The following is a 14503-nucleotide window of genomic DNA, read 5'->3' as shown; positions in this document are numbered from 1 at the left end:
GCCATGTCAAATCTGCCTCAGGCAGATCTAACGCGGCCGTTTTGCGTTCCTGCGGAAATGCCACCGCGCTGCGGTCGGTGTGTCGAATCTGCCTGAGCACGGAGCATCGTCGGCTGTTTTTGGTCCCCAAGCCACCCCAGCGGCAATAGGTTGTGGGCCCCGCCTAAGACACCGATGGGTAGTGTGCAACCGCTGACTTGGGCTCGTCTTTCTATTCTTCATTGACCACCCCAAAGAAGAAATTCCGGACGAATCTCGCCCGAAAACGCTGCAAATCGTCTTTTTATTCTTCGTTAACCACCCTAATGAAGAAATCCCGGACGATCGCAGGTCAACGGCTGCACACAACCTATCGGCGGAAGCTGCCGAGAGGGCACTCCCAGACGACGAAGATCGAACTTTCCCGAACCATCGGCCCCGCCACATCTGCCTCAGGCAGATCTAACACGGCCATTTTGCGTTCCTGCGGAAACATCGTCCCTAGCGTCCCGGCGGGGGTAGCTCCACTGCGGTTGGTTCCGTGGGCTCGAGCGCTTCCGGCCAGGGCGGCGGCGCACCTGAGAATTGCCAAACCGCCGTTGCGGCTGGTGGTTCGTTATTGTTGGCGCAGCGTAAGTGCCGTTAGGCGTTAGCAAACCGGTACCAACAGGCGTCATTGTTTGCGGGCAATATTCCCGCAGGCAGTGGCGTTTTTTGTATGGTAAGAAATAGGAGAGGTTCGCAAACAGTTCGTGGAAGGGTGCTAGCTGCAATGAATTGCCGATGGCGTGCTAAGATACCCCCGAGAAGGGGAGCTTGGGGCGCTATCTTTCCAAGTGATATCAGATATCACTCTCATCACTTGCGTAACAGTGGTTTCTGCGGGAGTATCGGAAGTGGTGCAGTGTTCAATGTGTTCATTAAATCTTCATATTGATCTTGTATCCTTCTGGAATCCTGCGAATAAAAATCTACGTGTCCGTCAACTAAGAGAAGTCCACCTAGGAGGACCTCCGCCATGAGATCTTTCCGAGTTTTAGCGGGAGTAACCACCGCTAGCCTGACGGTCGTTTTGGCGGCTCCATCGGGTGCGACGCCAGCGCCGGACATCCCGGTTTTTCAAATCCAAGAGATTCCCAGTACCACGGCCGCGCCGACGCTAGACCCGCAGGCGGTGCCGGAGTCGCCGGTGGAGAAGCCGCCGGGGCAGAGTTTTGAGGTGGATCAGATCCCGGTGTCCCCGGCCCCGGTGCCGGCGGAGGGGGAGCGCAGTCAGCAGGCGGCGGTGCCGGATGTGCCGGATATGCAGGTGCAGGTGGGGCAGTCGTTCCGCTATCACATTACGGCCCCTGCGGATACTTATGTTGCGGTGGTGAGCGGGCTACCTGCGGGTTTGGTGTTTCACCCGCTGAGTAGTGAGATTATTGGCACCCCGGCGGATAGTCCGGCCGGCGAGTATATTGTGGGGATTACCACGTATAACAGGCGCGGCGAGGTGGGCAACGGCAGTTTCGTCATGACGCTTCTGCGTGACGACGCCTCCTCCTCGCTGTTGCAGGAATTGCTGACGAGCCCGCAGCGCGGCGTGGAAAAGGTCAAGGAGCTTATTGATAGGGTCCTGGGGACAAAGCTGGCTACCAACGCAGAGCAGGCAAAGGGCGCCGAAACCCAGCCTTAAGCACGCGCGTAGAGTGCGGGTGCGGGCGAGCGGGGGAGGGTGAGGCGTCGATAAGTGCTGGGAAGGTAAAGGTTATACTTTCCAAGTCACTTCAAATCTGTGGAGGTCGATGTTTCTGTGTCAGGTTGGCTAAGTATCCGTCGTCGGATCGCAGCGGTGATCGCATTAGTTTCCGTGGCGGGCGTCGCGGCGGCGTGCTCCACCCAAGAGCGGGTGCCCATTGTGGAATTCGGCTACCTGACGGCGAGCCCCCTGCTCACCACGAATGCGGGCAGCCAGCTGGGCGTATCCACCCAGGCTGAGGTGCTGGCGGGGCGGCTCTACCCCTCCGTATTCGTGGTGGGGCAGCGGGGGCAATTGATTCCCAACCGGGATTTTGCCGTGGCGCAGGCGCTGCCCGGGCAAAGCCGCCAGGTGGCGTACACAATTGCGAAAACCGCGAAGTATTCCGATGGCACGGAAGTCACCTGCGCGGACTTCCTGCTCGCCTATAAGGCGGGCGTGATGCCAGATCTGTTCGAATCCTATATTCCCCTGATGGAACAGGTGGAAAAGCTGGAATGCCGGCCCAATAACAAGCAATTCACGGTCTTTTTTAAAGACCGCCTCGGGGCGCGCTGGCGGCAACTTTTCGCCCCCGGCACGGTGCTGCCCGCGCACGCCATAGCGAAAAAGGCCGGGCTGAGCCTAGAGGACCTGACCACGCGGCTGATGGAAAACGATCGCGACGGCTTGCAGGACGTGGCGCAGATCTGGCGGGACGGCTTTAAGCTGGACTTGTTCGATCCAGAGCTGCAGGTATCCTCCGGGCCGTACCGCATCGAACGCGTCGACGAAAAGGGCGCGGTGCACCTAGCCCGTAATCAGCATTTCGTGGGGGATAAGAGCACGCTTTCGGCGGTCACGCTGTGGCCGGACACCGTGGACGCCAAGGAGCGCGCCGCCGCGGGCGAGATCAATATCGCGGACCTGGTGGGGTCGAGCCAGCCGGATTGGGTAAACCGCGACGACCCCAAAAATCCGTTCGATATTACGCCGGTGGTGGGGGATATGAACGAGGTGCTTATGCTGGGCACTTCCGGCGTTTTGGAATCAAAGGAGGCGCGGCAGGCGTTTGCGGCATGCGTGGATCAGCGGGCGGTGGCCACGGCGTCGGCACACAAGAGCGGTGTGCCCGTTACCCCCATGGGGACGCGGCTGACCACGGTGGATGACCCGGCGAATGCGCAAACACAGCAAATTGCGGAGGCTCACTTGGGGGTGGATATTCCCCGCGCAGAGCAGCTACGTGGGGAGACCATTCGCATAGGTTATCGGGGCCCTGACCCGCGGAAACGCGCCATGATCGACGCCATGAAGCGCTCCTGCGAGCCGGCGGGGGTAACCATCGAAGACGCGTCAGGCGAAGCGCAATTCCTGCAGGATGTGAGGCACGTTCACTTTGACGGCGAAGAGCGGGAGGCCGTGGGTAAAGTCGACGCCGTTTTGCTCGCAGTAGATCCAATGTTGAACTATGGAAATAGCGATGCGACCGGTTCGAACGCGGAGGCGCTGCGGGCGACGGAGGAATTCCTGTGGGACTTGGTTCCCACCATCCCGCTGGCGCCGCAGCCACGCACGTTTGTGGTGGATCGGACCGTGCGCAACGTGGTGTTGAATTCTTCCGGTTCCGGCATTGGTTGGAACATGGAACGCTGGCAGGAGAGTGAGCAGCAATGAGCTATGCCAATGCGCGGGAAGCGCTGGTGGACAATATTAGGTACGTCAAGCACTTCCCCGTCGAAGGCGTGGTTTTTGAAGACCTGACTCCGGTGCTCGCCGACGCCGAGGCGTTCCAACTGGTTATCGATGCGCTGGCCGCCGCGTGCGAGGAGCAGGGGGCGGATATGATCGCCGGGCTCGATGCGCGCGGTTTCCTGCTGGGTTCCGCGGTGGCGTATAAGTTGGGCTTGGGCATTTTGGCGGTGCGTAAGCAGGGGAAATTGCCGCCACCAGTGCATACGCAGGAGTACGCGCTAGAATATGGTATGGCAGCACTCGAGGTTCCCGCGTCCGGCATCCCGCTTCAGGGGCGCAAGATTATGCTTGTCGACGACGTGCTGGCCACCGGCGGCACGCTGATTGCGGCTCGCAGGCTCCTCGAACGTTGCGGTGCCCAGGTGGTTGGTCATGCGGTGGTGTTAGAGGTGGCGGGGTTAGGGGGTCGGCAGGCGCTTGCCGGGCTGCCGCTTACCGTGGTTAACTCGCAGGAAGATTCTTCACTGAGGGGCTAGAGCGCAGATGAGCTTTGACCGCAAACCAGCAAAGCAGCAAGTCAACATGCGTAGCATGTCCGCTCGCTTGGCCCGCAGCTTGACCGGCTCCCGGGTGAAAATCGATCCCGTGTTGGATCCGTTGGTGAGCATCCACCGGCAGATCCACCCCAAGGCGGATATTGCGGTGCTGCAGCGCGCCTATGATACCGCGGAGCGCCTGCACGATGGTGTGTTCCGCAAGTCCGGGGACCCGTATATCACGCACCCATTGGCGGTGGCGACTATTGCCGCGGAGATCGGCATGGACACCACCACGCTGGTGGCGGCGCTGCTCCACGATACGGTCGAAGATACGTCCTATTCATTGGCGGATTTGGAGGCCGATTTCGGCGCCGAGGTGGCCCGGCTTGTGGACGGCGTGACAAAGCTGGACAAGGTCGCGCTCGGCGCGGCGGCGGAGGCCGAGACCATCCGCAAGATGATCGTGGCCATGAGCCAGGATCCGCGCGTGCTGGTGGTCAAGGTCGCGGACCGGTTGCATAATATGCGCACCATGCGGTTTCTGCCGCCGGAAAAGCAGGCGAAAAAGGCGCGCCAAACGCTGGAGGTGATCGCCCCGCTGGCGCACCGATTGGGGATGGCGTCGATCAAGTGGGAGCTGGAAGATCTGTCCTTTGCCATCCTGTACCCGAAGAAGTACGAGGAGATCGTGCGCCTCGTGGCGGATCGCGCGCCGTCGCGGGACCGCTACTTGCAGGAGATCATTACCAGCGTTACCGCCACGATGAAGGAAAACCACATTCCGGCGGAGGTGATGGGGCGGCCGAAGCACTATTGGTCCATCTACCAAAAGATGATCGTGCGCGGCCGGGATTTCGATGAGATTTTCGATCTCGTGGGGATCCGTATTCTCGTGGACAATGTGCCCAATTGTTACGCCGCGATCGGCACGGTGCATTCGCTGTATTCGGCCATGCCGGGCCGCTTCAAGGACTATATTTCCGCCCCGCGCTTCGGCGTGTACCAATCGTTGCACACGACGGTGATGGGGCCGGGGGGTAAGCCGCTGGAGGTGCAGGTCCGCACGCACGAGATGCACTATAACGCGGAGTACGGCATCGCGGCGCACTGGCGGTACAAGGAAACCAAGGGCAATCACAGCGGCGAGCAGTCCGAGGTGGACCAGATGGCGTGGATGCGCCAGTTGCTGGATTGGCAAAAGGAAGCCGCCGACCCGAACGAGTTTTTGGATAGCCTGCGGTACGACCTCACCGCCAAACAGATTTTCGTGTTTACGCCGAAGGGCGATGTGATCAACCTGCCGGTGAACGCCACCCCCGTGGATTTCGCCTATGCGGTGCACACCGAGGTCGGCCACCGCTGCATCGGCGCCAAGGTCAATGGCAAGCTGGTGGCCTTGGAATCGCCGCTGAAATCCGGCGACCGCGTGGAGGTGTTTACCTCTAAGGATCCCACCGCCGGGCCGAGCAAGGATTGGCAAAAGTTCGTGGTGTCCCCGCGCGCGAAGGCCAAGATCCGCCAGTGGTTTGCCAAGGAGCGCCGCGAGGAGTCCATCGAGGCCGGCCGTGATGCGCTCGCCGCCGAGGTGCAGCGCGGTGGGTTGCCGCTGCACCGGCTGTTTACCTCGCAATCCATGAAGGCCGTGGCCGCTGAGCTGCACTACGCGGATGTCGACGCCCTGTACACGGCCATCGGGGCAGGCTCAGTGTCCGCACACCACGTGGCCAATCGCTTGGTAGCCATTTTCGGCGACCAAGAAGATGCAACCGACGCGCTCGCCGCCCGCACCCCATTTAGCGAGCTCGTGGCGCAGCGCCGCAAACCTGCATCCTCATCCGAAGGCACCGGCGTGCTGGTGGAGGGGAGCCCGGACATTATGGCCAAGCTCGCGCGCTGCTGTATGCCGGTTCCGGGGGATGCCATTTTCGGCTTTGTCACCCGTGGCGGTGGCGTTTCCGTGCATCGAACAGATTGCACGAATGCCGAAAAGCTCCGCGAAGAGCCCGAACGCCTTATCGAGGTCCAGTGGGCCTCCCAGGGGCACAGCGCCTTCGCCGCGACGCTGCAATTGGAGGCCCTAGACCGCCACGGCCTCTTGTTCGAGCTCACCCGCGTGATCAACGAGCAAAAGGTTGCGGTGGTAGCCATGAATTCTCATTCGGCGGAGGACCATGTGGCCGTGGCGCGCTTTACCTTTGAGGTATCCGATACCAAGCAGCTCGGCTCCCTCATGACGCAACTCCGAAACATTGAAGGCGTCTTCGACGTGTACCGTGTGACCTCCGGCAGCTAGCAGGCGGGTGCGCGGCGTCGCCCCACCTGCGCCGATAGGTCGCACCCCCGCGCGCTCGCCGAATGCCGCCCGGGTTGTGACTCAGCCAGCCCGAACACCCGCTGCCGCACCCTCACCTGCCTTGCCCAGCTTGAGTTGTTTCGAGCCATCTGGCCCCGACAAATCTGCCTCAGGCAGATCTGACACGGCGGTTTCGCGCTCCTGCGGAAACGCTGACTTGAGCGCCCCGGCATGTCGAATCTGCCTGACCGAGGGTTTCGCGGGCCGGAGTTTGCAGCACAGTAGCCACAACGACGAAGCCCAACCGCCGAAGTTTGGGTCCGCAGCGCCGCGAAACCTTGGACGTTCGCACCCCAAACCACCCGCGTACAGTTTGAATCTGCCCGAGCCAAAGGCCCTGGCAAATCTGCCTCAGGCAGATCTGACACGACCATTTCGCGCTCCTGCGGAAACGGCGTCGCTCGATGACCTGTGTGTCGAATCTGCCCGAATGATCGGCCCTTGCAAATCTGCCTCAGGCAGATCTGACATGGCGGCTTCGTGTTCCTGCGGAAACACCGACTCCAGCACCCCGGCATGTCGAATCTGCCTGACCGAGGGTTTCGTGGGCCGGCGACCGCAGCACAACGACCTCAACAACGAAGCCCAACTGCCGAAGTTTGGGTGCGCAGCGCGCGTGAAACCTTGGGCGCTCGCACTCCGAATCACCCATGCGCGGTTTGAATCTGCCCGAATGATCGGCCCTTGCAAATCTGCCTCAGGCAGATCTGACATGGCGGCTTCGTGTTCCTGCGGAAACACCGACCCGAGCGCCCCGGCATGTCGAATCTGCCTGACTAAGGGGTGGGTGCGCGGCGTCGATACGCAATATAGGTGTGCGCTGCGGCGGGCGAAACCCCAGCCCACGCGCTTAAAGCCCGGTTTTGGTGCGTGCAATGAGCGTAAGGCGACACCGTTTGCGCGCGGTTGACTAAAAACATAAAGATATGATCCATCTCACTATTTTTGGTGGAGTGATGGATTTCAAGCGGGCGAATGGCGCTAAAGCGATCGTTCGCCAATTCGGTGATAACAAGCACAAACACCGCATTTGCAAGTGGCTATCAAACCGGTTTGCCAAAGCGACAACAAGTAGGGGATGAAGTGCCTCAATATCGCTACGTAGTGGATGTGCAGCTGGTATTTGAAGTGCTTTCGGTAGGCTCGGTTGCATGGGGGTGTAAGGAAATATTCTTCACTCCGCGGAATGATCCTGAGGAATGATTTGTAATGTGGCACTTTATTTCCGAGCGGTGGCAACAAATAGCCGCAGCGTCTTGGCAGCATATGAGCCTCGTTGTGCAGTGCCTGATATTGGCAACCGTGCTCGCCATTATCGTCGCCGCGCTCTGTTATCGCAGCGATCGTCTGACAGCGGTGGCAAACGGAATTTCTGCGATCGGATTGACCATTCCGTCTTTCGCGCTCATTGGTTTGCTGATTATCCCGTTGGGATTTGGCGTCACACCAGCGGTTGCGGTGGTGACGTTTTTTGCCATCCTACCCATTTTGCGTAATGCGGTGGTGGGCTTATCGGAAGTGGATGCCGCCATTGTGGAATCCGCGCGGGGAATTGGCATGAGCCGCATCGCCACGTTTTTTACCGTTGAATTGCCGCTCGCTTGGCCGGTCATCCTTGCAGGTATGCGGGTATCAGCCCAGATGACCATGGGGATCGCCGCGGTTGCCGCATACGCTTTAGGGCCCGGCTTGGGCGGCTATATCTTTTCCGGTTTGTCTCGGCTGGGCGGGGCTAATTCCTTCGAGTCGGTGGCAACTGGTGTTATCGCTGTTGTTATTTTGGCTCTTATTCTTGATGCGGCCTTGCTTGTAATAGGTCGCCTAACTACCTCAAGGGGTATTCGTGTCTGAGCAGAATGTAAACACTGAAGCGGAATTTGCCACGCGGGGTGCGGGCCAGGGCGGGGCCGCGATTCTTATTGAGAATGTGACTAAGCGGTATGGCTCCAAAAAGGCCGCGGTGGACCAGTTAACCATGGAAATTCCCGCTGGCAAGATCGTGGTTTTTGTTGGGCCGTCGGGCTGCGGCAAAACCACAACGCTGAAAATGATTAACCGCCTTATCGAACCGACGGAGGGGCGGATTGTGATTAATGGCGAGGACGTCACCCACATTAATGGCGATAAACTGCGGCGGGGAATCGGGTATGTGATTCAAGCGGGTGGATTGCTTCCGCATTTAACGGTGGGTGCGAATATCGCCATGGTGCCCAAGATGCTGAAATGGGATAAAAAGCGCATTGCCGCCCGCGTGGATGAACTCTTGGAATTGGTAAACCTTGACCCGGAGGTTTATCGAGACCGCTACCCGAAGGAACTTTCCGGTGGACAGCAACAGCGGGTGGGGGTGGCGCGAGCCCTAGCGGCGGATCCGCCGGTGCTGCTGATGGATGAGCCTTTTGGGGCCGTGGATCCGATAACCCGGCAGCACCTGCAGGATGAGCTGATCAATATCCAATCGGAGCTCCACAAAACCATCGTGTGCGTCACGCACGATTTCGATGAGGCGTTGAAGCTCGGGGACTGGATCGCCATTTTTAACGACGGCGCGCACATCGTCCAATACGACACACCTGAGCGGATTCTCGCTGAACCGGCCGATGAATTTGTCGAGGACTTCATCGGTTCCGGTGCCGGGCTGAAGCAGCTTAACTTGAAACGCGTCAAGGACGTGGATTTGCTGTCCGCCACGGTTGGCAAGCCCGGTGATGACCCCCGCCAGCTGATACGCACGGCCGAGGCCGCGGGCCACAATCACGTGGTGATCGTGGATCATAAGCATCGCCCGTTGGCGTGGCTTTCCCGGGAGCAATTGCGCACTATGCCTGCGATTTTGAACAGGCGCGCCAAGGATCTTCCAGTGGTATCCACCTTATCTACGCTCAACGATGCGCTCGACACCATGCTGGTATCCAGCAGCGGTTCGGCCCTGGTGGTTGGGCCTCGTCACGTGCTTCACGGCGTCATTGATGTGGAAACGGTCATGCACGCCATCGCCGAACTCCGCCAAACCTCAGCCAATGCGCCTGCCCCGGTGGGCACCAATGCGGATGTGGAATCGTCATGAAGAGTTCTGGGAAAAACATATGGCCGTTAGTGATCCAACCGCTGGCGATATTCCTAGCGTTGGGGTTGATCGCGCTCTGGATTTTTAACGCCGACCTCACCACAACGGAACAGGTCACCCTGACGGTTCCGTACCTTTGGGAATTAACAATGCAGCATCTTTCCCTCACGCTGGTCGCCGCATTGGTGGTACTGGTCACGGCCATCCCGCTGGGCGTGCTGCTGACAAGGAAGCCGCTCCGCTGGTTGACCACTCCGGTCATGATGCTGGCTAATGTTGGCCAGGCAGCCCCGGTGATCGGGCTGGTGGTCCTATTTGCGTTCTGGCTGGGATTTGGTTTTAAAGCGGCGGTGTCCGCGTTGATTCTGTACGCCTTCCTGCCGGTATTGAAAAACACCATGGTGGGCTTGGACGCGGTGGATCGAAATACCATTGAAGCCGGTAGAGGCATGGGCATGAGTGCGTTGGCGGTCCTGTTCCGCATCGAACTCCCGCTCGCCGTACCGATCATGTTGGCGGGCATCCGCACCGCGTTGGTGCTCCTCGTCGGCACCGCCACGCTGGCCACCTTTGTTGATGGCGGGGGATTAGGGCTGCTGATTACCACGGGCGTAAACCTTGCACTGGACCGAGTGCTGATCACAGGGTCGCTGCTCGTGGCCCTCTTAGCGCTCCTCATCGACTGGATTGCCCGCGTCTTTGAACAGCTGCTGCGGCCGAAAGGACAGTGATCATCATGCGGACAAAAACGATGCAGGTCATCGCGCTACTCATGGCCATGCTTGTTGGCTTGAGCGGTTGTGGGCTGCGTCCATCAGCAACCACCGTGCCGTCGATAAGCGAAGGCAGCCTGAAGCCTGTCTCGGGCGCGGAGGGGGAGAGGCTCGTGGTGACGTCGAAAAGCTTTACCGAGCAGCTGATTTTAGGCAAGATCGCCGTGTTGATCGGGCAGGCGTCCGGCTTTGACGTGGTGGACATGACCAACGTCCCCGGTTCCCAACCCGTGCGTAACCTCATGGTTTCCGGGCAGGCCGATGTGTTCTTCGAATATACGGGCACCGCGTGGCTGACCTACCTTGGCCACGAAACCGGCATTCCGGACCAGCACGAGCAGTGGCAGGCGGTGCACGACGAGGATGCGCAGAACGGCCTGACCTGGGGCGCCGCCGCTCCGCTGAATAATACGTACGCTTTCGCGGTGCGCGCTGAGTACGCCGACCAACACGGCATCGCCACATTGTCGGACATGGCGAAGGTCCCCGCTGCGGATCGTACCCTGTGCGTGGAATCGGAATTCAATTCTCGAACAGACGGCCTCAACCCGATGCTGGAGGTTTACGGCTTGCCCAGGGGCGATAGCAACGGCGTGCCGGAAGGGAATATTTCGCTGATGGATACCGGCACCGTGTACCAAGCGACCGCCGATGGCGCCTGCGATTTCGGCGAGGTTTTCACTACCGACGGCCGTATCCAATCGCTGAACCTGGTGGTTTTGGAGGACGATAAGCAGTTTTTCCCCGCCTATAACGCCGCCCCCGTGTTTGGCACAGAGTTTCTGCAACGGTATCCAGAGCTAGAACAACGTTTTGCGGAAGTTGCGGTTTTGCTTAACGACGACACTATGCGCGGCCTTAACTATAAAGTCGACGTTGAAGGCGCTGACCCTAGCCAGGTTGCCTTTGAATGGATGCAGGAGCAGGGATTTATTGGATAATGCGAAACCTTTATTGGCGCTTGCGCCCGACTTTATCTGGCCCGCGCGTCCCGGTGGGTGAGCGCCGCAAGTCTTTGACCTGCGACGATAGGTTTCGCGCAACCGCCGACCTGGGGCTTGTTTTTTATCCCTTGCTAGGGGTCCTAACCCGACTTTGTCCCTATATCCGTATCGAAAAACTGACTGGGGTACCGGTGACGAGCGAGCAAGCGGGTGACCTTATAGATATGGCCGGTACGAGTACCGGAATCTGGGCTTTGACGAGGCCGTCGATGGTTGCGATTGCCAGCCAGACTATCCATGCCGCGTCCCGACCGCTCGACATTATCGACTTGATCAGGTAGGGGAGTTTGCTGATTTATATGTAGAATCATCGCCAGGTGGGCGACTGCGCTCGCTATGAGCTTTGCGTTTCTGGGAAGAAATTCCAAACTTAGAGGCAACGTAGAGTTCTTACACGCGGGAATGGCTAAGGAGGATACAGCGTTGGTTGTTTTCGTGAGAAAATCAACGAGGTTTGCGCCGGGTGAATTTGCTCTGTATTCAGCGATGCTTTTGGATGCGATTGGTTTAGGCAGTTATCTCAGCACCTCCTTCCTCTATTTTGTTACCGTGTGGGCAATAGATGGCCGAGATTCAGGAATGATCCTCGCAGCTGTGGGCATTGTATCCCTCGTTTGTTTAGCGCCAGGTGGGAAGCTGGCGGATACTTTTGGTCCTCGCAGAGCCTTGTGGGTAACTAGCGGAATAAGGGGTGTCGGGTTCCTCTTGATGACCTTAGCTCCTAATTTCACTATCGGTGTTGTCGGTGGGCTTATTGCGGGAATAGTGGGACGTGTTGCTGGCCCTATAGCGCAATCTGTAGTTCTCACGTTCAGTGATGCGCCAGAGCGATCCACAATGTTATTGGCGAACTATCGGATGCTGAGGAATCTGGGGTTCGGTATTGGGGGGATGATTGCCGGAATTACCATTGGTGTTGGAACCCCCGAAGCCTATCGCCTGTTGTATTTTCTTTCCGCTGGTCTCTTTTTTATTGGATTACTCATTTTGGTCCTATGGCTGCCTAAACACTCGCGGGATAGCGCCAAGGCTGGGGAAAAGAAGCGCGATTCTGGGGTGAAATCACGGCTGCCAACTCAACTTGTTCTGCTTACCGTTATGAACGGAGCACTGTCATTACATACGTTTATTTTTACGATTATTGCTCCGTATTGGTTAGCGCAACAATCTTTGATCCCGCCGTGGACGGCAAGTATAGTGATGGTTTTTAACACCTTCTTGGTTGTTATCCTTCAACGCCCATTGTCTCGTGGGACTGAGGTGTGGCGCAGAGCTTCTACTTATACAATGTTTTCCACGCTCGTCATTGCTTCGGGTTGTGTTCTTCCTATTTTAGCTGTCCAGACTGCAAGACCTTTGTTAGCTACAGTTTTGTTTTTGGCGGGTATAATTCTTATAACCGTTGGTGCAGTATTACAGACCAGCGGGATATATGGCATGATCTTGCCTTATGTGGATGGGCCGGAAAAAACGTATCGGATGGCGTTCTTCGGGTTTGGCTTTAGCGTAGCTACCATTGTAGGGCCAGTCATTAGTGGCTATGTTGCTCCCGCCGGAGATATTGGTTGGTTGTATATTGCAGTTTATTTCCTTGTTGTTGCGTTTTTAATCGCAATTGCCGTTCGCTGGCTTCGAGCTGATGTGAATTTTAGGGAAGAAAAGGTTGTCGACAATTCTTAAGCAGATCACGTTGTCATTAGGTGAGAGCTGGAAGTTTATTCACGGTGTTTGTTTGGGTGAACAAGCACGCTCCAAAAAAATTGCGCCGAGCCGAGTCGTTGGTGCGCGCCATCGGTAACGGTTGCTTGGAAAACGCTGAAAATAACATTGGTTGCGCACCGCCGGATTCCGCCCCAAACGCCCCTGTACGATCTGCCTTGCCGCGCAGGATCTGCCTTACTTTCGGGTCGAATTATCCTGGGGAAACGCGACAGTGCAGGATCCGCCTCAGGCACATCTGCATGCACACGGATGGCAGCAGATGTGCAGTGGGCGGGATTCTAGTTCACCCAAACAGGCCCCGTGAATAAACCCCTGAATTGTGTCGAGTTTTGCGGACGGTGAAGCCCAGTTGTGTTGGGAAACGCTCCAGTACGGTGGCAAGTGCGTGAGAGCCTTGTGGGTTGGGATCCCACTGGCATAGCCCCCAGTTGTTTGGCTAGTAGCAAGGATGCGGTTTAACCCACCCCAGGGTCAGATTCCGCCACCGTATCGTTGCTAGCTAGCCTGGAGTACTCCGGTAGGGCCGTGGTCATTTCCAGCCTGCCGGGGTGTAGCACAGTTTTCCTCATTTTGGCTAGGGGACAGTGGCCTTACAGGCGAGTTTCCTTTGGTTTACTTATCGCCGCCATCTTCGGCCACAACCAGTGTCAGCGACATGTACGTCTTGTCGAGTGCTTCAACCGCGTGTCGTTCATTGGGGGCTAAGTAGATAACATCGCCAGCTTCAACCTCGTGGACAACACCGTCAATAGTGAACGCGAGTTTGCCTGCCAGAATATTGACGATGACAGCCCGAGGGGAGGAATGCTCAGTTAAGACCTGGCCAGTATCCATGGAGAACATCACGTGGCGTAGCAAGGAATTATTTACTAGCACCCGCGATGTCGTGGAATCCTTCACGACGGGGAGATCACGGTAAACATCCGTAGCGACAATAGATTCTGACAAATTGCTGGTATGCGACATGCGCGCTCCTCACGCTAAGGTTTAGGTACGTCTAATCTTATCACGATTGTTGTTCGTTTCCGGTTTGCCCAAATCCACGCAAGTGAGATCTATGGCTGAGACCAGTGCTGCGTCGCTGACCGCGCCGCCCGCGACCTAGAACGCAGCCGCTGGGCCTGTCGCTGGGGTTCGGCCCCAACTCGGCCCAGATTTCTTTGTGCGCCACCAGTAATGGGGGCGTTTTGCCTTAGATGATCTGCGTCGCGTCTTTTGACGCGTCAACAAGCGTGTAATTCAGCTAATTCTCAGAAAAAGGATGCGGGCATCTGTCCAACCCGACACCCCGAACCCAATAAAAAACCACCCAGCTTGGTATGCGCTGAGTGGGAAACTAGTCTTCGTTGCCGTGTTTAGGCGGAGCCAAGGCCCTTGAAGAACTTATCAAAGTTGCCCTGCAGCTTGGTGATGCCGCCGAAGAGTCGAGCAACGAGTTCGATAGCGTCCACGATGCTTTCGAGGGCGTTGGTGCTATCCTTGCTGTCCTTGTCGCCCTTCGTGGTGGAGGAAGAGTCCTGCGCGAATGCGACCGGTGCAGCCGTAACGGAGGTCATCGAGATAGCAACGGCAGCCATTGCAGCGGTGAGGCCCTTGCGGGTAAGCAATTTCATGAACACGCCTTTCGTCTTGAGTTTTAGCGAGCTGAGCT

General features: G+C 57.8%; 11 protein-coding genes. 9 read left to right on the top strand and 2 right to left on the bottom strand.

Annotated features, from left to right (window positions below; genetic code table 11):
* Positions 1-997 precede the first annotated feature (997 nt).
* The 9 genes from CCANI_RS07800 to CCANI_RS07760 all read left to right on the top strand — a co-directional run bounded on the left by CCANI_RS07800 (position 998) and on the right by CCANI_RS07760 (position 12810).
* Positions 998-1657 carry a putative Ig domain-containing protein gene (locus tag CCANI_RS07800; protein WP_146324544.1) on the top strand — a complete coding sequence of 220 codons (660 nt, stop codon included), beginning with the start codon at positions 998-1000 and terminating at the stop codon, positions 1655-1657.
* Positions 1658-1813: 156 nt separating this feature from the next.
* Positions 1814-3376 (top strand): ABC transporter substrate-binding protein, encoded by a 1563-nt coding sequence (locus CCANI_RS07795; protein WP_246118225.1) that lies wholly within the window; start codon positions 1814-1816, stop codon positions 3374-3376.
* Entirely contained in the window at positions 3373-3930 is a 558-nt protein-coding gene (locus CCANI_RS07790) for an adenine phosphoribosyltransferase (RefSeq protein WP_146324542.1), read from the top strand. The genes CCANI_RS07795 and CCANI_RS07790 overlap by 4 nt, the downstream gene beginning before the upstream one ends.
* A gap of 7 nt (positions 3931-3937) precedes the next feature.
* Positions 3938-6226: a RelA/SpoT family protein gene (locus CCANI_RS07785; RefSeq protein ID WP_146324541.1), complete on the top strand. Its 2289-nt coding sequence runs from the start codon at positions 3938-3940 to the stop codon at positions 6224-6226.
* A 1269-nt stretch (positions 6227-7495) separates the two neighbouring features.
* The gene (locus tag CCANI_RS07780; RefSeq protein ID WP_146324540.1) at positions 7496-8137 is read left to right on the top strand and encodes an ABC transporter permease; all 642 of its coding nucleotides are present in this window, start codon (positions 7496-7498) and stop codon (positions 8135-8137) included.
* A complete protein-coding gene (locus CCANI_RS07775; protein WP_146324539.1) occupies positions 8130-9353 on the top strand; it encodes an ABC transporter ATP-binding protein in 1224 nt (407 codons plus the stop codon). Before CCANI_RS07780 ends, CCANI_RS07775 begins: the two co-directional genes overlap by 8 nt.
* Complete coding sequence (locus CCANI_RS07770) at positions 9350-10084, top strand: ABC transporter permease (RefSeq protein WP_146324538.1); 735 nt, start codon at positions 9350-9352, stop codon at positions 10082-10084. Before CCANI_RS07775 ends, CCANI_RS07770 begins: the two co-directional genes overlap by 4 nt.
* Before the next feature lie 5 nt (positions 10085-10089).
* Complete coding sequence (locus CCANI_RS07765; RefSeq protein ID WP_246118224.1) at positions 10090-11067, top strand: glycine betaine ABC transporter substrate-binding protein; 978 nt, start codon at positions 10090-10092, stop codon at positions 11065-11067.
* A 465-nt stretch (positions 11068-11532) separates the two neighbouring features.
* The gene (locus CCANI_RS07760) at positions 11533-12810 is read left to right on the top strand and encodes an MFS transporter (protein WP_186750266.1); all 1278 of its coding nucleotides are present in this window, start codon (positions 11533-11535) and stop codon (positions 12808-12810) included.
* A gap of 654 nt (positions 12811-13464) precedes the next feature.
* Here CCANI_RS07760 and CCANI_RS07755 read toward each other — a convergent pair.
* Together CCANI_RS07755 and CCANI_RS07750 are read right to left on the bottom strand one after the other, a co-directional pair.
* Entirely contained in the window at positions 13465-13818 is a 354-nt protein-coding gene (locus CCANI_RS07755) for a cupin domain-containing protein (protein ID WP_146324536.1), read from the bottom strand.
* Between the two features lie 389 nt (positions 13819-14207).
* A complete protein-coding gene (locus CCANI_RS07750; RefSeq protein ID WP_146324535.1) occupies positions 14208-14465 on the bottom strand; it encodes a hypothetical protein in 258 nt (85 codons plus the stop codon).
* Positions 14466-14503 lie beyond the last annotated feature (38 nt).

Source organism: Corynebacterium canis (genome assembly GCF_030408595.1).
Classification (GTDB): Bacteria; Actinomycetota; Actinomycetes; order Mycobacteriales; family Mycobacteriaceae; genus Corynebacterium; species Corynebacterium canis.
This window is presented reverse-complemented; position numbering and strand designations above follow the sequence as displayed.